Genomic DNA, 19,462 nt, shown 5'->3' with positions numbered 1-19,462 from the left:
ATGGTTAGTCTTGCTGGATAACTTTAAGCTGTAAGTATCGCTAAAATAGTCGATAAACTTTCACAACTAGTCAGAGGGAAGCAGAGGTGACTAGCAACAGGGAGACAGAAAACCAAAACGAAACCAGCGTTTCCACCAAAGATCGCATAAATTCGAGTTATTACGCCTTATTAGGGCTGCATCCAGCCGCATCCCCCGTAGAAATTAGGCGTGCTTACCGGGAATTAAGCAAACGCTACCATCCCGACACTACAACCTTACCAAAAGCGATCGCCACCAGCAAATTCCAACAACTTAACGAAGCCTACGCCACTCTCAGCAACCCAGAACGCCGACTAACCTACGACTACCAAATAGGTTACTCCCGCGTCGCCGTAGTTCAGCCAAAGCCAAACCTACACCAACAAGTTACCCAAAAAACCCATTCCTCTTCCGCTTACCTCGACCCCACCGACAGACCCCTCGATGGTGGAGAAATTTTTGCCTTATTTCTACTCCTGTTAACCTTCATTGGCTGTTTAGCCTTAGCCTTCTTCGTTGCCTTAACTCGTGGTGAAGCAGCATTACAACCAATAGTCAAAGAAAATCAGACCATACTCAAACAAGTAACCACCACTCCAGTAAGTTCATTCCCTGTTCACACTGCGCCACCGCTGGGCTAATAAGCGTAAAAATAATAAGTGAAGGTTAACTATTCCTCACCTTTAACTTATTAAACTATGACGATTCCTCCTCCAGAAACCCCGTTGTATAACCATCCCCTACCAGAAATTGAACAATGGTTAAAAGCCCAAGGATGTCAACAAGATGAAACAGAACTCCATTGTTGGCGAGTCGAAAAACCCGCCTGGAAAGCTGAATTGTGGTTAGATATCGACCAAATAACAGTTCGTTATCTCAACGCTGGGGAAAATGGTCAGGATATTCAACGATCGTTCAAATATTCCCTGAGTCGCCGCGACATTCAAGAAGCAGTTTTCTCAGGCCCTTAAAACGATTTTAGATTGGCGATTTTAGATTTTAGATTTGTGATTGATGAAACAGGTGTTTTAATCTCAAATTAGATTAATCAATCCGAAATTCCCAATCAGAAAATCTAAAAATCTAAAATCCAAAATCTAAAATCTAAAATAGTTAGACTTTTCCAAAACGTCGATCGCGCCGCTGATAAGCAGACAAAGCTTGATGAAACTCTTTCCGGTCAAAATCAGGCCAAAGAGTTTGAGTAATATAAATTTCTGCATAAGCCATTTGCCACAGCAGAAAATTACTAATTCGCATCTCGCCACTAGTCCGAATTAATAAATCGGGATCGCAAATCCCCGCCGTGTAAAGATGACTTTCAAACAAAGAATCATCAATTTGTTCTGGGTTTAGAGTACCTTGTTGCACTTGATTAGCGATCGCCCGACAAGCCTGTAAAATCTCCTCCCTGCCCCCGTAATTCGTCGCCACCGTAAACTTAATTCCTTGATTTTCTTTGGTTTGGGCCATCGATCGCTCAATTTCAGCTTGCAGCGACGAAGGCAAAGAATTCAAATTCCCCACAAAGCGAATTTGCACATTCTCCTCCATCATTTCCCGCAATTCTTGACGCAAAACCCGCTCAAACAAAGTCATCAAAAAATCAACTTCCTCTAAAGGTCGCCCCCAATTCTCCGTCGAAAACGCATAAGCAGTTAACGCCTCAATCCCCCAATCCTTACAGCAACGTAACAAATCCTTCAGCGCATCAACCCCGCGCCTATGTCCCATAATTCGCGGTAAACCTTGTTGCTTCGCCCAGCGACCATTGCCATCCATAATCACCGCTACGTGCCTGGGCAATCTCTCTGGCTCCAAATCATCCGGCAGATATTTTAAGACAGTTTGCTTGAGAGTCATATAAACATTAAAAATTTGAATTCGTTAGTTTTTCAATGTCAGGAACAATTTCAATTCAGTTAATCTCTACCATTTAAGAAGCATAATGTCCGAATCATCACATCGTTACTTTAAATAGCTTGCGCCTATTTGTCCTCACTGACAAGTCATTTCTTATCCCGCGAAGATGACCGCGAACCGAACAAACGCCCAAGCCAACCGAACAAACGCCCAAAAACCGCCTGTCCACCGGAACCAATTTGCCGACCTAAAGTACGTATAGGAGCCACAGCCCTCTCATCACTAGAAGGAGAAAAGCGCAATTCCAGAAGTTCCTTTAGTTTACTGCTGGTTAAAGGTCGATTCAGTACACCCCTTTCGGCTAAAGAAATTGACCCCGTTTCTTCAGATACAACAATACACAAGCAATTTTCGACTCGCTCTGTAATTCCCATCGCCGCCCGGTGGCGCGTCCCCAACTGGCGAGATGCAGTGCGCTCCGAAAGAGGTAAAATCACTCCCGCAGCCACAATTCGCGAACCAGCAATCAACACCGCTCCATCATGTAATAAAGTTGAAGTCTGGAAAATCGTCTGTAACAGTTCCTTAGACACTTCCGCATTCAGTTTCACTCCCGGCACCGAAAAATCCTGCTCATCAATTGGACTACTTGTTTCCATTATGATTAAAGCACCGATCCGGTTTTGAGAGAGTTCTTTTACCGCATCTACAATTTCATCAGTTACGCTGTCCTGCTTCGGCATAACTCGACCTGGGTGATGAAACAATTGCATAATTTCTCCCCGACCAAGCTGTTCCAAAAATCTGCGAAACTCTGACTGGAAGATCACAGCCATCGCCACAGCCGAGCCAACAACCAATTTATCCAGAACAAAACTCAAGAGAAACAGGTCTAGGCTTTTGCTCAAAACACTAGCCAACATCAAGATAATAAATCCCCTGACCACCCAAAGGGTGCGTCGCTCACCAATGATGACCAGCACCATATAGGTGAGAGCCAGAACCAACCCCACATCAACTAAACGTAGAACCCAACTAGGGTCGGTCAGCCATTTACGTAGCGCATCTCCCATCAGTTCTGGAATAAATTACTCTACAACTCCCCTCGCTCCTACCATATCAGTTAAGCTGAACCAGAGTTTAGCCAAAAAGAATGTAATTTCATCATAATTTCAATTATTACCAGTGGTATCAAAGCTTTACAAATTGCCAGGTTTTTCATTTAATTTAATTTAATTTAATTTTAATTTTTTTTTTGACTGAAATCGCTAAAAAAACTTTTTCATCCTTGAAACAAATATTACTTTTTGCAGACCAAAAACTATTTAATTCAAGACTCAATATTTTAGAAGGCAGAAAGCAGAGGCAAAGTTTTGAGAGAGGGAGTTTTAAGTTATCTCCCTGCTCCCCTACTTCTCTACTTAGATTAGCCGCTCTGGGAGGCGATCGCATCTGATCAAATCCTGATAAGTCTCGCGCCGGATAATTACATTCGCTTCCCCATCTTTAACTAAAACCGCTGCTGGACGAGGCACTCGGTTATAGTTAGAAGCCATGCTGTAATTGTAAGCGCCTGTACTGGGGACTACCAAAATATCTCCCGGTTGAGTTGGAGGCAAAGAAATATCTTTAATCAAGACATCCCCCGACTCGCAGTGTTTACCAGCAACAGTTACCGTTTCCGTTAAAGGCGCAGACATCCGATTGGCGACAACGGCTCGGTAAACTGATTGATAAGTAATAGGACGAGGATTATCCGACATTCCCCCATCTACAGAAATATAAGTGCGAATTTCGGGCACTTCTTTCCGACTCCCGATCGTGTAAGCTGTCACACAAGCCGATCCAATTAAAGAGCGTCCAGGCTCACACATTAATTTTGGCAGAGGTACTTGTTGAGCTTGACAAGCAGCCGTTACCGCTTCACAAACAACCTTCGACCATTCGGCAATACTTGGGGGATCGTCAGCTTCAGTGTAGCGAATGCCTAAACCACCACCAATATTTAAATGAGTTACTGGCAAACCATAATCGGCTGCTTTTTTCAGCCACTCTACCATTACTCCTGGTAAATCGTGATGAGGCTGGAGTTCAAAGATTTGTGAACCAATGTGAGCGTGTAGTCCTATACATTTAAGGTTAGGATTTTTGCTAACAAAGCTAAATACTCGATCTATTTGATGAGGATCGAAGCCAAATTTACTATCTAAGTGACCAGTGCGGATATATTCGTGAGTATGACATTCAATCCCTGGAGTTAGCCGCAGCATAATTGATACTGGCAATTTAGCTAAACCAGCTAAAGTTTCCAATTCTAGCCAATTATCGACGATAATCGTGCATTGGGAATCGATCGCTAACTGTAATTCCTGAACCGACTTATTATTACCGTGAAAATAGAGTTTTTCAGGAGCTACACCAGCCTGAAGAGCAGTGTAAAGTTCGCCTCCAGATACTACTTCTACAGCTAAACCTTCACTGTGGACGATCGCACAAACCGCCAAACAATTCCAAGCCTTAGAAGCATAAACTACCTGAGATTCCCCCGGATAGTAACTTTTAAAACTATCACGATATTGGCGACAAGCAGTTCGCACAGTTTCTTCATCCAATATATATAGTGGCGAACCGAACTGCGCCACCAAAGAAGTAACATCACAGCCACCAATTTCCAAACAGCCACTACTATTAACCTTAGCTGTCAAAGGTAAAAGTTCCTGATTTGGCGAAGCAGTAGCACTCCTGGAATCAGACAAATACTGAGAACCAGAATTGCGAACCTCAGCCGGGTGAGTTGATACCATAATGTGAGAGCGATCCTCAAAAATTCAAAATAACAAGCTTAAGTGCTTCACTTTAACCAGTTTACATTCGCGCCTTGACACAAACATTAATTATTCAACCTTTAACAATAGATTTGTTACCAGCAGTAGTCGAACTAGACCAAAAATGCTTTGCTGGACTCTGGACTCTAGAAGGCTACCAAAGAGAGTTAGAAAGCCCTAATAGTGACGTTTTGTTAATTTTGGCGCGAGGGAGCGGGGGGGCAGAGGGGCAGAGGGGCAGAGGGGCAGAGGAGCAGAGGAGCAGAGGGGCAGAGGAGCAGGGGAGCAGGGGAGCAGAAGATAAAAATTCCCCTTGTCCCCTTGTCCCCAGTCCCCAGTCCCCAGTCCCCAGTCCCCGACTCTTGGCAATGGGCTGTCAGTGGGCTATTTTAGATGAGGCACACATTACGATCGTGGCTGTCTCTCCTGAGTACCAACATCAAGGTTTAGGTCAGGCGATGCTCCTAGCTTTGTTGTCTAGAGCCAGACAACGAGGATTAGAACGAGCCACCTTAGAAGTAAAAGCGTCCAATCAGCCAGCCATTTCTCTTTACGAAAAGTTTGGCTTCAAATTGGCTGGAAGACGACGCGGATACTATCAAGATACGGGTGAAGATGCTTTGATTCTTTGGCTAAATGGCTTGCAATATCCCGAATTTACTCGGACTTTAGCCCAGTGGGAACAGCAAATTTTTTTGCGTCTTGCCACTTATGGTTGGGAATTACAGATGAGAGAAATTGCTAATTAACAGTGAAAAAATTAAAAGTTAGTAAAGGGAAGAATTTAGATGTTTTAGATACATAAATGGCGATCGCCAAGGGAAAACCGCCAATTTTTTATCAATAAATGTACCAGTCTCAAGGGGTGTTTATTCAAGAAGAATGTCAGCCCTCCAGAATCCCTATGCTAGAATCAACCTACCGGGACTCAGCAGGTGATGGAAAGCTGCCATGTTTGAACGCTTTACAGAAAAAGCAATTAAAGTGATCATGCTGGCCCAGGAAGAAGCACGTCGCCTGGGACACAACTTTGTAGGTACAGAACAGATCCTATTAGGTCTGATTGGTGAGGGGACAGGTGTCGCCGCCAAGGTACTCAAATCGATGGGCGTTAATCTCAAAGACGCTCGCATTGAAGTAGAGAAAATTATCGGTAGGGGTTCTGGTTTTGTTGCTGTAGAAATACCTTTTACCCCCAGAGCTAAGCGCGTTCTGGAGTTATCCCTAGAAGAAGCTCGTCAACTAGGGCATAACTACATTGGCACTGAGCATCTCCTTTTAGGTCTGATCCGGGAAGGGGAGGGGGTTGCAGCAAGAGTTCTGGAAAATCTAGGTGTCGATTTATCGAAAGTTCGCACCCAAGTCATTCGGATGTTGGGTGAAAATACCGAAGTTACCCCAGGTGTCAGTCAAGGTCGGACGAAGACTCCAACTTTGGATGAATTTGGCTCGAATCTAACTCAGATGGCTGGGGAAGGTAAACTCGATCCGGTGGTGGGTCGCCAACGGGAAATTGAGCGGGTAATTCAAATTCTGGGTCGGCGGACTAAGAATAATCCTGTATTAATTGGGGAACCTGGTGTTGGTAAAACAGCGATCGCAGAAGGTCTAGCCCAACGCATTGCTAATTCTGATGTGCCAGATATTCTCGAAGATAAGCGGGTGGTGACTCTCGATATTGGTTTGCTGGTTGCAGGGACAAAATATCGGGGTGAGTTTGAGGAACGCTTGAAGAAGATTATGGATGAAATTCGATCGGCTGGAAATGTAATTCTGGTGATCGATGAGGTTCATACTCTGATCGGAGCGGGTGCGGCTGAGGGTGCGATCGATGCTGCTAATATTCTGAAGCCTGCTTTAGCACGGGGCGAACTCCAGTGCATCGGCGCGACAACTTTAGATGAGTATCGCAAACATATTGAAAGAGATGCGGCTCTAGAAAGACGCTTCCAACCAGTAATGGTGGGCGAGCCTTCTGTAGAGGAGACGATTGAGATTCTCTACGGTTTGCGCGAACGCTACGAGCAACACCATAAGCTGAAGATTTCTGATGAGGCGATTATTGCAGCTGCGAAGTTATCCGATCGCTATATCTCGGATCGGTTCTTGCCAGATAAGGCGATCGATTTGGTTGATGAAGCAGGTTCTAGAGTACGTTTGATTAACTCGCAATTGCCACCAGCAGCGAAAGAGTTGGATAAGGAACTGCGTCAAGTTCTTAAGGAAAAAGATGATGCTGTGAGATCCCAAGATTTCGATCGGGCGGGTGAGTTGCGCGATCGAGAAATGGAAATTAAGAGCCAGATTCGATCGATTTCCCAAAATAAAAAAACTACCGAGACTTCCTCCGACAAGGATTTACAACCAGTTGTCACCGAAGAAGACATTGCTCAAATTGTCGCTTCTTGGACTGGTGTACCAGTGAATAAACTCACTGAGTCTGAGTCGGAAAAGTTACTACACATGGAAGACACCCTGCACCAGCGTTTGATTGGTCAGGAAGAAGCAGTTACAGCTGTTTCACGGGCGATCCGTCGGGCTAGAGTTGGGTTGAAGAATCCAAATCGTCCGATCGCCAGCTTTGTCTTCTCTGGCCCAACCGGGGTAGGTAAAACAGAGTTAGCTAAGGCTCTAGCATCCTATTTCTTTGGTTCGGAAGAAGCAATGATCCGCTTGGATATGTCGGAATACATGGAACGGCACACGGTTTCTAAGTTGATTGGTTCTCCTCCGGGTTATGTTGGTTACAACGAAGGCGGACAATTAACGGAAGCAGTACGTCGTCGTCCTTATACTGTGGTACTTTTCGACGAAATCGAAAAAGCCCACCCCGATGTTTTCAATATGCTGCTGCAAATCTTGGAAGATGGTCGTTTGACTGATGCCAAGGGTCGGACGGTAGATTTCAAGAACACTTTATTGATCATGACCTCCAACATCGGTTCTAAGGTAATTGAAAAAGGCGGCGGTTCTTTGGGCTTTGAATTCTCCTCTGACCAAAACGAGGCGCAGTACAACCGGATTCGTTCTTTGGTTAATGAGGAGTTGAAGCAATATTTCCGTCCAGAATTCCTCAACCGTTTGGATGAAATTATTGTCTTCCGGCAACTTTCCAAGGATGAAGTTAAGGAAATTGCCGATATCATGCTCAAGGAGGTTTTCGGTCGGTTGTTGGAACAAGAGATTACTTTAGAGGTAACGGAAGCTTTCAAGGACCGCTTGGTACAAGAAGGTTACAACCCGAGCTATGGTGCAAGACCTTTACGCCGTGCAATTATGCGGTTGTTAGAGGATAGTTTGGCTGAGGAAATTCTTTCTGGTCGCATTCAAACGGGAGATACTGTAGTTGTGGATGTGGACGACCAAGGTCAAGTAAAAGTACGTCAAGGGGAGAGGCGAGAGTTGCTACCCCAAGCGGCTGAATAAGTTGTAGGGGCAATTCATGAATTGCTCCTAGAATTCAATTTTTCAGACTGCAAGGTTTTGGAAAACGGTAGGGTTAATTTCTACCGTTTTTCTGTTGATTACTGCAAGCTAGATTCCCGATTTCTTGAAGAGGTCGGGGATCTAATCAGGATTAATAATCAAAAAATCTAGTCAATCTATAAATCCTGTAAGTCACGATCATGAAATATAATGTAATTTCGCAATTAGTTTATACAATCAATCAACCGAGCACTTTTATTTTTAATTTGCAGGTTGTCAGAAATGATTTCCAAAAGATTATTGCTGAAGAATTACGGGTCGATCCGCAATTACCATTTGATGAATTGATTGTTGATGAGAATAGAAATCGCTATGTTCGCTTAGTTGCACCTGTAGGTAATTTGGCGGTAAACTACCAAGCAACTGTGGATTTGTCGCATTTTTTCACAGATGGTAAAGATACGGCGGAGGTACCGCCATCCCAATTACCAATGGAGACTTTTAAATATCTTTATCCTAGTCGTTATTGTCAATCAGATATGTTGTTTGGTTTGGTGCAGAGTGAGTTTAATAATTTAGAACCTGGTTATCAGAGAGTAGCAGCGATTTGTGATTGGATTTATGAGAAGGTGACGTATCTTTCTGGAAGTAGTGATTCGCAAACTTCTGCTTATGAAACGGCGATGCAAAGGGCGGGTGTTTGTCGAGATTTTGCTCATTTGGGTGTGGGTTTTTGTCGGGCTTTAAATATACCAGCGCGGTTTGTAAGTGTGTATGCTTACAAGTTAGAACCGCAAGATTTTCATGCGGTTTTTGAGGCTTATTTGGGCGATCGCTGGTATTTGTTTGATGCGACAAAATTAGCACCAAAAGAGGGTTTTATTCGCGTTGGTACGGGTAGAGATGCGGCTGATGTTTCTGTAGCAACTATTTTTGGTTCGGTAAAGTTGGAAGAAATGAAGATTTCTGTAGACCAAGTAAGGCAAGAAAAGGAGGCTGATAATATGGGTGAGGCGATCGCGATCGCCTAGCGTGCCAAGATTGCATATCGCGTAGCTTGTGCATAACAGGTATTTCAGGGCACCTGATGAGAGCCTTCCGACGATTTTAAATAGATGAAAACGGGCTACCAACTCAAGCCCGGACAAATTAACTGAAATATCTGTTCCCTGTTCCCCGTTTCCTTCCCACAATAGATCGATGGCTAACAAAAACTAACAAGCGCAGCTGTTAGCCTGAACTAACTCGCGAGACTCTTGCTTAACATAACCAGCCATAGCTGCTAATTGTAACTTCAGAAAAGCATTGAAGTCTTCTGACTCATACTTTTGGCTTAAAAGTTGTCGCAGTACGTTTTCAGCTTCTATAGTTAAATACCCAGTGTTTAAAGCCTGTTGTACCACATCACGGATTAAAACCATAGCACCTCCTCAAAAAAGAACTAATAAGCCCATGTTCAAGTATACTTAAAATTTGCTTATAACTATGACTCCATAACTCCTTGTGATGTTTCCGGCAACTAAATTGTGATAGATTCATAGTTCTAATATTTCGTGCATCTTCTAAGTGAAAGATCACTTCTTAGGCTTCATTGAATTCTATGTAGTGCCATAGTTTATCCAATTTCATCTGTCTTTAGCATGAAACTAGAGAAAGATTGCTTCAGTGAGTAAGATGGCTCTATATCTTCATGAGAAAACTAGTTTCGTTTCCGTATCAGAAATAACAATTTATGCAGTATAAAGACCAAGAATTAAAAGATTCTCCTACTGAGTCACCTTCGCAAAGCGTCGGGGTAGCAAAAGTCTGGCGACAAATCAAGGAAAATCTGCTCATTCTAAGCATAGCCTTGGGGTTAGCGTTGTTAATTCGCACCTTTATAGCGGAACCGCGCTTTATTCCCTCGGATTCTATGGTACCGACTTTGCAGTTAGGCGATCGCTTAGTAGTCGAAAAAATCTCCTATCGCTTCCACCCACCAGAAATGGGCGATATCGTAGTTTTTGAACCACCCACCCAATTACAAATTCAAGGTTATGCTAAAGACCAAGCATTTATTAAACGAGTAATTGGCGAATCTGGGCAAATTGTCAGCGTCGCTAATGGCAAAGTTTATATTAATAACAAACCATTAAAAGAAGATTATATTGCCGAATCACCTGATTATCGTTGGGGGCCACAACAAGTCCCAGAAAACCAAGTATTTGTCATGGGAGATAACCGCAATAATAGTAATGATTCCCATATTTGGGGCTTTTTACCAACGAAAAATATTATTGGTCGTGCTTTGTTTCGCTTTTGGCCTTTCGATCGCATTGGATTTGTGACTAAAAAATAATTTTTGTCATTGCTTATTTGTCATAAGTCATTTGTTAACCTGTTGACGAATGACCAATGACTAATGACCTAAAAGCACAAATGGTGCATCAATTGACCAATTACTTCACCGGGTAAAGATAAGCGATTTTGGAAATCTGCTAAATTGCGATAAAACCCAGCAGATTCCCGATTGGCGACAATTCGATCGGCTAACGAACTATCAATACCGGGGATTTTACTTAACATTTCCCCAGTAGCAGTATTAGGATTAATTAGTTTGGGTGAGTAAATGCTTTCCACATCGTAATAACAAAATTGCAGAATTGGTGCTAAAGGTTGTAATCTTTGGACTGACCAACTTAAAGCAGCAGCAATATCTTCCAAACAATGAAACTGGACTCCATTGCGGCTTAGTTCCACAAGCGATCGCGCCTGATGAATCGACAACCCCGGTAATCTCAACCAATCATCAACAGTCGCTTGATTCACATCAATTCTAATGCCCAAACTTGCTGCTAAAACAACTTCTTCGAGTGACCCAAATCGATAATAGGGGTCTTTTAATAAACGATTGCGAATAAACATTGGTGGTAAATTTAAATCCTTACACTCACGATTTACAGAACTCAACCAATTTTCTAAAGTCTTCTGTCCCTTACTAAAATTGATTTTAGGTTTTGGAGTTGAGATTTTAGATTAGCGATCGAGGATTTGCCAGAAAAGTTATGATTGCTAAGTTTTGAATTTTGAATTAATAACTCAAAACTCAATAGGGGCAATTCATGAATTGCCCCGACAACTTAACAATTAAGTAATTGGCGGCGTTTTTGTTCAAATTCGTAATCAGAAATTAGACCCTCTTGACGGAGACTTTCCAATTGGCGCAAAGCATCGGCGAGGGCTTTGACATTTTGTGGATCAACAGTAGATTTGAAAGAGACAGCTGTCTCGGCATTAAAATTGCGATCGAACTCTTCTGAGTCTTGGACTAAATACCAAAAACCTTCGATCGCACTTGCCACACGCGGTATTGGAGTCCAGGATAGCAACAAATAACAAACACCCCATAGCGGCTGTCCCAAATAAAACTTATGCAGTCCCGCAACTGGAACTAAAGTTCCACTAAATGCCAGCATTGCCGCTACCCTTCGATTTTTCGGCTTAGTTAACATAATATTGCGTCAACCCTCAAAGAGTAAAAAATTGTAGTTAACCCCTTAATTTAGCGTCGTTTTGCCAAACTTAGCCACAACAGTAACTAAGTATTTTGTCACCTCAACAAAACTCATCTGTATCTATGATATAGATTTCTCCAACCATCAAAGCCACAACTGTTCGGGATTTCCCACTTGCTAATTACAAATTACCCGACAATTGATGGCTAGGAGAATGCGATCGGCTAGCATTACAGATAAATAGCCCAGAATATCATTTGAAGAAGCAATCCTGCCTGGACTAAAATAAGAACACAACTAATACAAGACCTACTGAATTAAAAAGTTCAGATTAATTAAAACAAAATGGGATTTTTTGACTCTGAGATCGTTCAACAGGAACTAAAACAACTATCCGAAGAATATCAATCCCTGATTCAAATCGGAGGAAACTACGGGAAATTCGATCGCGAGGGCAAAAAGCTATTCATAGAACAATGGGAATCGCTCATGGAGCGCTACCGTATATTTATGAAACGCTTTGAACTATCTGAGGATTTCATGGCTCAAATGACCATCCAGCAACTAAAAACCCAGCTAAATCAATTTGGGATCACACCTCAGCAAATGTTCGACCAAATGCACCTCACCCTAGAACGGATGAAATCCGAATTAGACAAACAGCCCTAACCAATTTTGTCACTTTGGCAATAAAGTTAACTCAATGATTAGCTTAATAGCGAAAAACAGTAAAGGGTAAAAAACTCTTTTCTTCTTTACCCTTTACCCTTTCCCCCTGTCCGCCTCAATTCAACTAAGGACGAGGACGCTTAAATTTAGAAGGTGGGACAAAGTAGTCCACAGGTACACCATCCAAAGCCCGATTCATAAAATTCCGCCAAATCGGTGCCGCATAGTGACCACCCGTAACACCAGAAGCCAAACGTCGGTTATCATCTCGACCTATCCAAACTGCCACAGATAACTGAGGAACATAACCCACAAACCAAACATCCTTTTCCGAAGAAGTAGTACCAGTTTTTCCCGCAGCTGGACGACCAATACTCGCCAATTTTCCGGTGCCGCCATTAATTACCGATTGCATAATACTGGTAGTAGAAGCAGCAGCCCAAGGATCGAGAACCAACTTAGGTTTCGGCGTATTATCTAAGATGACATTATTCTGAGTATCAGTCACCTGCACAATTAAAGTAGTGTCCGACTGCCAACCATTATTAGCAAAAGTCGCATAAGCAGCAGCCATTTCCATTGGTGTCAAACCAATAGCACCCAAAGGCAGAGAAATCACAGGTTCCATTGGGCTTTTAATTCCCAAAGTACGGCAAATTTCAATTACCTTATCCAATCCCACAGCACGTCCCATTTTGACAGCTGGAACGTTGCGCGATACCGCCATTGCCGCACGAATACTCATTGGCCCTGCAAAAGTATTATCGTAGTTTCTGGGAGCATAACCGCGCACGCCATCGCGATAGCGTACTGGAGTATCAAAAACAGTTGAGCTAGGCGTAAATCTACCCGAAGCAAAACCCGCGTAGTAAACAAACGGCTTAAAAGCAGAACCGGGCTGCCTGATAGCTTGGATAGCACGGTTAAACTGACTCTTTTCGTAATCAGAACCGCCGACCATCGCCTTAATAAAATGGGTGCGCGGGTCAACAGCTGCCAATGCCAGTTCCGTCCTCCAAAGACCGCGACGTTGCAATCTCCGATGTTCGTTGGCGATAAAATCTTCCGCCATGCGCTGGAAGCCAATATCGATCGTGGTTTGCACCCGCATTCCACCCTTTTGCACCGTTTCCCGCCCGAACTTCTGAATTAACTCTTGCTTCACCGCATCAGTAACATAAGGTAACTGACTACCTTGGAAAGATGTCACCTTACCCATTTTTAAAGGTTGCTTTCTCGCAGCGGCTTCTTCCTGCGGTGTAATCCAGTTTAACTCCCGCATCCGAGCCAAAACTAAAGCCTGACGCTGTTTGGCTAACTTATAGTTAACAAAGGGGCTGTATTCCTCTGGCGCTTGGATAATACCCGCCAACATTGCTGATTCTGCCAAATTTAACTCAGAAGCATTTTTATTAAAATAACTTTCGGCCGCAGTTTGTATCCCGTAATTGTTGTGTCCCCAATAGACCTGATTTAAGTACAACTCTAAAATTTGGTCTTTGGTGAGAATTTGTTCTAAGCGAATTGCCATTACCGCTTCTGCCACTTTGCGGCTAAAAGCCCTTTTGTGGGAGAGAAAAACGTTTTTCACCAACTGCATAGTGAGAGTCGAACCACCCTCTACCACATTACCCCTTTCCCAGTTAGCTTTAACCGCCCGACCAATACTGCTGGGGTTAATGCCGTGATGCAGATAGAAATGGCTATCTTCAATGGCTAATACTGCCCGCTTCAGTTCGGGAGAAATTTTATCCAGGTGGACAACTTCCCGGTTAGCTTCCCCGTGAATACTAGCGAGCCATTTACCTTTAATGTCATAAATGTGAGAAGTTTCTGTGGGGGCGTAAGTGCGTAAAACTCTCACATCTGGCAAATTGCGGAAGCTAATCGCAAGGCCAACCAATCCTCCTGCAACAACGGAAGTGGTTAGCATGGTAACACTCAAAAGCGTGCCACCAGTAACTTTGGCAATGGTCTGTACAAATTGAAAGCTAGATGCGTTAGTGCCGGATGGCTTTTGTCGGAGTGTATTAGACGACACGGCGATTTGACTTCCTCAACGCGACAGTAGTGAATAAAACTGGATAATTTGTCTGGGTTTAGATAACTGAGTACTTATAACTGCTCTATTCTAAAGATTGATTTTGAGTACAGGAAAGTGGGGACATCTTGATTATGGGATCTGATTATGAACTGCCAAGGTCAAACTGTACCACAAATAACATTTGTTCGCCTGTTTCTGGAGAAGGATGAGTTTTCGAGGTCGGCCTGATTGAGTTAGCATTGATATTCTGACAAGTTTTACAGTTAGATTTACCTGGCTGATGATTTTATTTTTGATGTCAACCAGTGAGTTTAGCACCCTCTGGACATTTGGCAAGTATGACCTCTGATAAATCTTTTAATTTTACCCAAGATCTAAACAAGCTGTACCGTGGAATCAGCGAGATTTTCCCCAATGTAACTGATTCTCAGGATGTGAATGAGAATCTGGCACAAAGGTTAGCACAAAGCGATCGCCCTTTGCGAGTCAAACTCGGAATCGACCCCACTGGCGCTGATATCCATTTAGGTCATAGTATCCCAGTTCGCAAGTTACGCGCATTTCAAGATGCTGGACATACAGCGGTGCTAATTATTGGTGATTTTACCGCTAGAATTGGCGATCCGACCGGAAAATCCGAAGTACGTCGCCAGTTAACTCCCGAAGAAGTGGCGCAAAATGCCCAAACTTACCTAGAACAAGTGCGCCCAATTTTAGATTTTGACACTCCCGGACGGTTGGAGATTCGCTACAACTCGGAGTGGTTGTCTAAACTGGATTTGGCGAAAATTCTGGAATTACTCGCCACCATGACTGTCGGGCAAATGCTGGAAAAGGAAGGTTTTGATTTACGCTACAAGCAGCAAAGTCCAATTTTTCTCCATGAGTTTCTTTATCCGTTGATGCAGGGTTATGATTCGGTAGCAGTTGAGGCGGATGTAGAATTAGGCGGAACTGACCAAAAGTTTAATATTGCGGTGGGTAGAGATTTACAACGACATTTTGGTTTAACGCCGCAGTTTGGAATGTTGATGCCAATTTTGCTGGGTACTGATGGTAAACAAAAAATGTCTAAGTCTTTGGGTAATTATGTAGGGTTAAGGGAAGATGCCTTAATCATGTACTCAAAGTTAGAGAAAACACCAGATAGTTTGGTGAAAGATTATTTTGAGTTGTTGACTAATAAATCTTTGGATGATTTACCAAGTGATGCCAGGGAAAGGCAAAAGCTTTTAGCTTTAGATATTGTTTCCCAATATCACGGTGAGTCAGAGGCGCAAAAGGCACAAAGGGATGCGGAAAATTTGGTGGGTGGAAAAACTTTCCAAGCTGATACTGTTCCTGAGTTTTCTTTGGCATCGGTGAACTTTCCGGCGAAGTTCTTTTATGTTGTGAGTGCTTGTGGGTTATGTAAAAGTAGTTCGGAGGCGCGAAAGCAAATTCAAGGGGGTGGGGTGCGAATTGATGGGGAACAAAAGACGGATGTAAATTTAACTTTTGATTCTCCAGACGAGTTGTATGGTAAGGTATTGCAGTTAGGAAAAAATAAGTTTGTCCGACTGGTGAAGTAATGATGGTGTTAGCAGCAGAGAAGGTGATTGTGCCTTTAGATGTTTCGCGGGAGGAGGATGCGATCGCGCTCCTTTCCCAACTTCCTGAAGTACAATTTTGGAAAGTCGGATTAGAATTATTTGTCAGCACTGGTGCCGGAATTCTCCCAACTCTCAAACACCGCCAAAAACGCATTTTTCTAGACTTAAAATTCCACGACATTCCTAACACCGTCGCTGGCGCTTGTCGCGCCGCCGGAAAATACGGAGTTGACTTACTCACCATTCATGCTACTTGCGGCAGAAAAGCTTTACAAGCTGCCAAAACCGCATTAGTTGAAGGTGCAGCAGAAGCAGGTTATCCGCCGCCGAAGTTAATCGCAATTACCTTATTAACTAGCTTGAATTCCAGAGATTTAGCCTTTGATTTAAAAGTGCCAATTGAATTGCCAGAATACGCTTTACAAATGGCAGTTTTAGCCAAAGAATCTGGTTTAGATGGCGCAGTTTGTTCGCCCCAAGAAGCAGCACAACTGCGTCAAGTTTGCGGCGATGAATTTCTCTTAGTTTGTCCGGGAGTTCGCCCGAAATGGGCAGAAACAGGCGATCAAAGTCGCACTTTTACGCCTAGTGAAGCAATTAAAGCAGGGGCAGATTATTTAGTAATTGGGCGACCAATTACTGCTGCTACCAATCCTCAAGAAGCTTGGGCAAAAATTGGCGATGAATTAGCGAATATTTAAGTCAAAAATTTTCTCTTTTCTTCTCTCTGTGTTCTCTGCGTCTCTGCGGTTCCATAAATTATCTAACTCTTCCGCAAATCTTTTTTTTAGAACGCAGATGAAAGCAGATAAACGCAGATGAACGCAGATGTATAGAGAGATTTTTTGTTGAGTATTATAGATTTATAGTTTCAAACTTTGCAATGATATGAGAAGTCAAAATTTAACAAGGAAGGGAGTTTTTCGACTTTTCTTTTATTTCCTTTGTTTCCTGACTTCGGTGTTATTAGAAAATTCATCAGCTAAGAGTCAAAATTATGTTTGTCCTGCTGATTTGGAAAGTTTAATTAATTTATTATTACGAGATTTACCCAGTTATGCTAATCGGGTAACTAGTAGAAGTAATCCGATCAATTCCCCTAGTGGAACTTATGTTATTTTAGCTGGAAAACCGGAGTTTGCCCCCTTAACTCTTGGCCCTGGTGTTTACTCTCCAGCCGCACCAGTTGAGGGGGAAGGTGTGCCAAAACAGGTGTTTTTTACTACTTTAGAAAAACAGTATTTGGCTAATCGGGCAGATTTATTACAAAATTATCATTGGTTGTTTTTGGTAAGAAGTGATAGTGGGTGGCGATTGGTAATGTTATATTCTCAATTAGGATCTTATCCCACAGAAAATACTCCTACTTCACCCAGAGAAAGTAGTACTGGAATTATTGGACAAGCTGTGCAGCTTTGGTTAAGGGATTGTCGTGCTGGGGTTATTAAATCTTCAAATACTCTGGAAAGAAAAAATTAATAATTCATCATAAATAGCTACTTCTTGCGTTTTTACTATATTTAATTATTCTTATAATATCTTAATTTTAAAGAGTTATTAAAGACTTACTTTGGATAAGATTTTAGCCTTGACGCTAGGGAAAATAAATATCTATATTGGATTAAAGTAGTGCAGATAAATAAAGTAAAAACCTGAGAAGATAACCGACTAGCTTAACAGCTTTTGTTGTCAGAATTTTAGGTTTATATAGCTGGTTGTCAAATTTTTCTTTAATTACTCTCACCTACTTAGCGATCGATTAAGTTTTGCTCAGGAGATTGTTATGTTTGGAAAAACATTATTATCCGGTTTGATTATTGCTTATACTACAGCATTACCAATTTTATCTCTTAATATTGAAACTGCTCAGGCACAGGATCGCCGAGATTTCAAAATTATTAATAATACAGAACTGACGCTCACAAGCGTCTATGTTTCTTCGGCTCGTTCACAAAGGTGGGGTAGGAATATTCTACGCCGACCTGTCATGGCTAATGGCAATGTTAATATTAATTTTTCAGACAGTCGTTCTACCCAGTGTGTATATGATATTAAAGCTGTCTACGAGGATGGTAGTTTCGATGTAGGAAGATACAATCTTTGTGAAATTACTGAGTTAGAATTATATGGCTCAGGTGGTGACTATGGTTCTAGTAATGACAATAATTCTTCGTACTAGCTATTGATTAATTCCATACTTTTGCTCGCACTCAGTAACAGGACTAAACAAGTTACACTTCCTCACCTTGTAGGGTGCGTTAGTTAACCAAAACCTATCTATTCCCATGCAAAAATTACCGACTGACACACCCTAAGATTATGACTGTTGCGTTAAGTTCTGAGTCTGTCAGAAATCTTAATCCGGGAGAGTCTTCTATTAATGTAGATTTTCCTGAAGAAAGCTTCTAACTAGAAGAGTTGCGAATTTCGTCAAATTTAGCGCGAATTACTTGAATATCTTGCCACATTAACCACTTAGGGCTACCTGGTTCTCGCGAAGGATTTCTTAGCAAATAAGAAGGATGGAAAATTGGCATACATAAACGATTTTCCCATTCCATCCATTGACCACGAATTTTAGTGATTCCCTTTTTTTCGCCTGTTAAGCCTTTGACAGCGGTAGCGCCAGCTAATAAAATAATTTTGGGATCTACCAGGCGAATTTGTTCTAATAAATAAGGTTTGCAAGCGTTCATCTCTTCATTGGTGGGTGGGCGATTTCCTGGGGGGCGGCATTTATTAATGTTAGAAATATACAGATCTTTTTCACTGTCTAATTGGACAGCAGCTAAGATTTTTTCTAATAATTGCCCCGCTTTACCGACAAATGGTAATCCGGTTTCGTCTTCGGTTTGTCCCGGCGCTTCTCCAATTATCATTAAATCAGCTTGGGGGTTGCCTCTGCCAACAACTGCATTGGTGCGATGATTTCCTAATTCGCAGCGATGGCAACGGTTACAATGTTCTGCAATCTCAGTCATGGTTTGGTAAGTTCCGGGAGGAATGGGAACTTTGGCATCTGCGGGAATCAGATTTGGCGAAAAATCTGGTTTGGGGGGAGATGCACTAAAGTTGGAAAGATCGAAAAGATTACCTTGTTCTGCGTCAGACATTACAAAAAAAAAGATTTTAGTAGCACAAAATTATACTATCGGTCAAGATGGAGTTTGACTAAATAGCCAAATAATGATCTAAATACTGTCTATTCTTGCTCAAATTGGATAAGTTTGCCCAGAAAAAAAGGTGCTAAAATTAATCGAAAGCTGAAAACCAAGGCTAAAAAAGATCTGGTTTGTAAACCACAGTCAATTCAAAACTAACCAGCCTGTACATAAGGTCGAACGGGAGTCCACGATTCGTTAAATAGGTGGAAAATAATGGATGAACAATGGCTAAAAGCTTCAAAAATAACTGTTAGTTAACACATAAAGTCAAATAGGGTGGGCTACATCCGAATTTACGCCTGTGGACAAGAAGTAGCCGTCTACCTTGGCAGAAGCAGGAAGCAAACCCTCTAGAAATGATCCA

Annotated in this window: 19 protein-coding genes; 11 read left to right on the top strand and 8 right to left on the bottom strand. The window is 42.4% G+C overall.

Annotated features, from left to right (window positions below; all coding sequences use genetic code 11):
* Positions 1-86 precede the first annotated feature (86 nt).
* Complete coding sequence (locus ACE1CC_RS28445) at positions 87-662, top strand: J domain-containing protein (RefSeq protein ID WP_413273798.1); 576 nt, start codon at positions 87-89, stop codon at positions 660-662.
* 57 nt (positions 663-719) lie between these two features.
* Positions 720-992 carry a DUF3143 domain-containing protein gene (locus ACE1CC_RS28440; RefSeq protein WP_413273797.1) on the top strand — a complete coding sequence of 91 codons (273 nt, stop codon included), beginning with the start codon at positions 720-722 and terminating at the stop codon, positions 990-992.
* Between the two features lie 142 nt (positions 993-1,134).
* On the opposite strand, the gene ACE1CC_RS28435 is transcribed toward ACE1CC_RS28440, so the two are convergent.
* The 3 genes from ACE1CC_RS28435 to lysA form a co-directional block, all read right to left on the bottom strand.
* Entirely contained in the window at positions 1,135-1,884 is a 750-nt protein-coding gene (locus ACE1CC_RS28435; RefSeq protein WP_413273796.1) for an isoprenyl transferase, read from the bottom strand.
* 146 nt (positions 1,885-2,030) lie between these two features.
* On the bottom strand, positions 2,031-2,957 hold the full coding sequence (gene cdaA / locus ACE1CC_RS28430) for a diadenylate cyclase CdaA (protein ID WP_413273795.1): 927 nt from the start codon (positions 2,955-2,957) through the stop codon (positions 2,031-2,033).
* Between the two features lie 348 nt (positions 2,958-3,305).
* Positions 3,306-4,688, bottom strand: coding sequence for a diaminopimelate decarboxylase (lysA, locus tag ACE1CC_RS28425; RefSeq protein WP_413273794.1), 1,383 nt, complete (start codon positions 4,686-4,688; stop codon positions 3,306-3,308).
* 74 nt (positions 4,689-4,762) lie between these two features.
* On the opposite strand from lysA, the gene rimI reads away from it, so the two are divergent.
* From rimI to ACE1CC_RS28410, 3 genes are all read left to right on the top strand, one after another.
* Positions 4,763-5,458 carry a ribosomal protein S18-alanine N-acetyltransferase gene (gene rimI / locus ACE1CC_RS28420; protein WP_413273793.1) on the top strand — a complete coding sequence of 232 codons (696 nt, stop codon included), beginning with the start codon at positions 4,763-4,765 and terminating at the stop codon, positions 5,456-5,458.
* A gap of 202 nt (positions 5,459-5,660) precedes the next feature.
* Positions 5,661-8,135 carry an ATP-dependent Clp protease ATP-binding subunit gene (locus ACE1CC_RS28415; RefSeq protein WP_413273792.1) on the top strand — a complete coding sequence of 825 codons (2,475 nt, stop codon included), beginning with the start codon at positions 5,661-5,663 and terminating at the stop codon, positions 8,133-8,135.
* 200 nt (positions 8,136-8,335) lie between these two features.
* A complete protein-coding gene (locus ACE1CC_RS28410) occupies positions 8,336-9,166 on the top strand; it encodes a transglutaminase-like domain-containing protein (protein ID WP_413273791.1) in 831 nt (276 codons plus the stop codon).
* 183 nt (positions 9,167-9,349) lie between these two features.
* Here ACE1CC_RS28410 and ACE1CC_RS28405 read toward each other — a convergent pair whose 3' ends face one another.
* The gene (locus tag ACE1CC_RS28405) at positions 9,350-9,556 is read right to left on the bottom strand and encodes a hypothetical protein (RefSeq protein WP_413273790.1); all 207 of its coding nucleotides are present in this window, start codon (positions 9,554-9,556) and stop codon (positions 9,350-9,352) included.
* Between the two features lie 311 nt (positions 9,557-9,867).
* Between ACE1CC_RS28405 and lepB the strand changes: the two genes are divergently transcribed.
* Positions 9,868-10,473 carry a signal peptidase I gene (gene lepB / locus ACE1CC_RS28400; RefSeq protein WP_413273789.1) on the top strand — a complete coding sequence of 202 codons (606 nt, stop codon included), beginning with the start codon at positions 9,868-9,870 and terminating at the stop codon, positions 10,471-10,473.
* A gap of 68 nt (positions 10,474-10,541) precedes the next feature.
* On the opposite strand, the gene ACE1CC_RS28395 is transcribed toward lepB, so the two are convergent.
* Positions 10,542-11,039 carry a helix-hairpin-helix domain-containing protein gene (locus ACE1CC_RS28395; protein ID WP_413273788.1) on the bottom strand — a complete coding sequence of 166 codons (498 nt, stop codon included), beginning with the start codon at positions 11,037-11,039 and terminating at the stop codon, positions 10,542-10,544.
* A 215-nt stretch (positions 11,040-11,254) separates the two neighbouring features.
* Complete coding sequence (locus tag ACE1CC_RS28390; protein ID WP_413273787.1) at positions 11,255-11,626, bottom strand: NINE protein; 372 nt, start codon at positions 11,624-11,626, stop codon at positions 11,255-11,257.
* Positions 11,627-11,974: 348 nt separating this feature from the next.
* Between ACE1CC_RS28390 and ACE1CC_RS28385 the strand changes: the two genes are divergently transcribed.
* On the top strand, positions 11,975-12,298 hold the full coding sequence (locus ACE1CC_RS28385) for a DUF1825 family protein (protein WP_413264119.1): 324 nt from the start codon (positions 11,975-11,977) through the stop codon (positions 12,296-12,298).
* A 124-nt stretch (positions 12,299-12,422) separates the two neighbouring features.
* Here the strand turns inward: ACE1CC_RS28385 and ACE1CC_RS28380 are convergent, their stop codons facing one another.
* Positions 12,423-14,339 (bottom strand): transglycosylase domain-containing protein, encoded by a 1,917-nt coding sequence (locus ACE1CC_RS28380; protein ID WP_413273786.1) that lies wholly within the window; start codon positions 14,337-14,339, stop codon positions 12,423-12,425.
* A gap of 341 nt (positions 14,340-14,680) precedes the next feature.
* Here ACE1CC_RS28380 and tyrS point away from each other — a divergent pair, with 341 nt between their 5' ends.
* From tyrS to ACE1CC_RS28360, 4 genes are all read left to right on the top strand, one after another.
* Positions 14,681-15,913, top strand: coding sequence for a tyrosine--tRNA ligase (gene tyrS, locus ACE1CC_RS28375; protein ID WP_413273857.1), 1,233 nt, complete (start codon positions 14,681-14,683; stop codon positions 15,911-15,913).
* Positions 15,913-16,635, top strand: coding sequence for an orotidine-5'-phosphate decarboxylase (gene pyrF / locus ACE1CC_RS28370; protein ID WP_459563931.1), 723 nt, complete (start codon positions 15,913-15,915; stop codon positions 16,633-16,635). The genes tyrS and pyrF overlap by 1 nt, the downstream gene beginning before the upstream one ends.
* Before the next feature lie 187 nt (positions 16,636-16,822).
* Positions 16,823-17,413 carry a hypothetical protein gene (locus ACE1CC_RS28365; RefSeq protein ID WP_413273785.1) on the top strand — a complete coding sequence of 197 codons (591 nt, stop codon included), beginning with the start codon at positions 16,823-16,825 and terminating at the stop codon, positions 17,411-17,413.
* A gap of 304 nt (positions 17,414-17,717) precedes the next feature.
* Positions 17,718-18,113, top strand: a complete 396-nt coding sequence (locus tag ACE1CC_RS28360; protein ID WP_413273784.1) for a hypothetical protein — start codon at positions 17,718-17,720, stop codon at positions 18,111-18,113.
* Between the two features lie 226 nt (positions 18,114-18,339).
* Here ACE1CC_RS28360 and ACE1CC_RS28355 read toward each other — a convergent pair whose 3' ends face one another.
* Positions 18,340-19,047: a uracil-DNA glycosylase gene (locus tag ACE1CC_RS28355; RefSeq protein ID WP_413273783.1), complete on the bottom strand. Its 708-nt coding sequence runs from the start codon at positions 19,045-19,047 to the stop codon at positions 18,340-18,342.
* Positions 19,048-19,462: the final 415 nt, after the last annotated feature.

This window comes from Floridaenema aerugineum BLCC-F46, from assembly GCF_041929345.1.
GTDB lineage: Bacteria > Cyanobacteriota > Cyanobacteriia > Cyanobacteriales > Aerosakkonemataceae > Floridanema > Floridanema aerugineum.
This window is presented reverse-complemented; position numbering and strand designations above follow the sequence as displayed.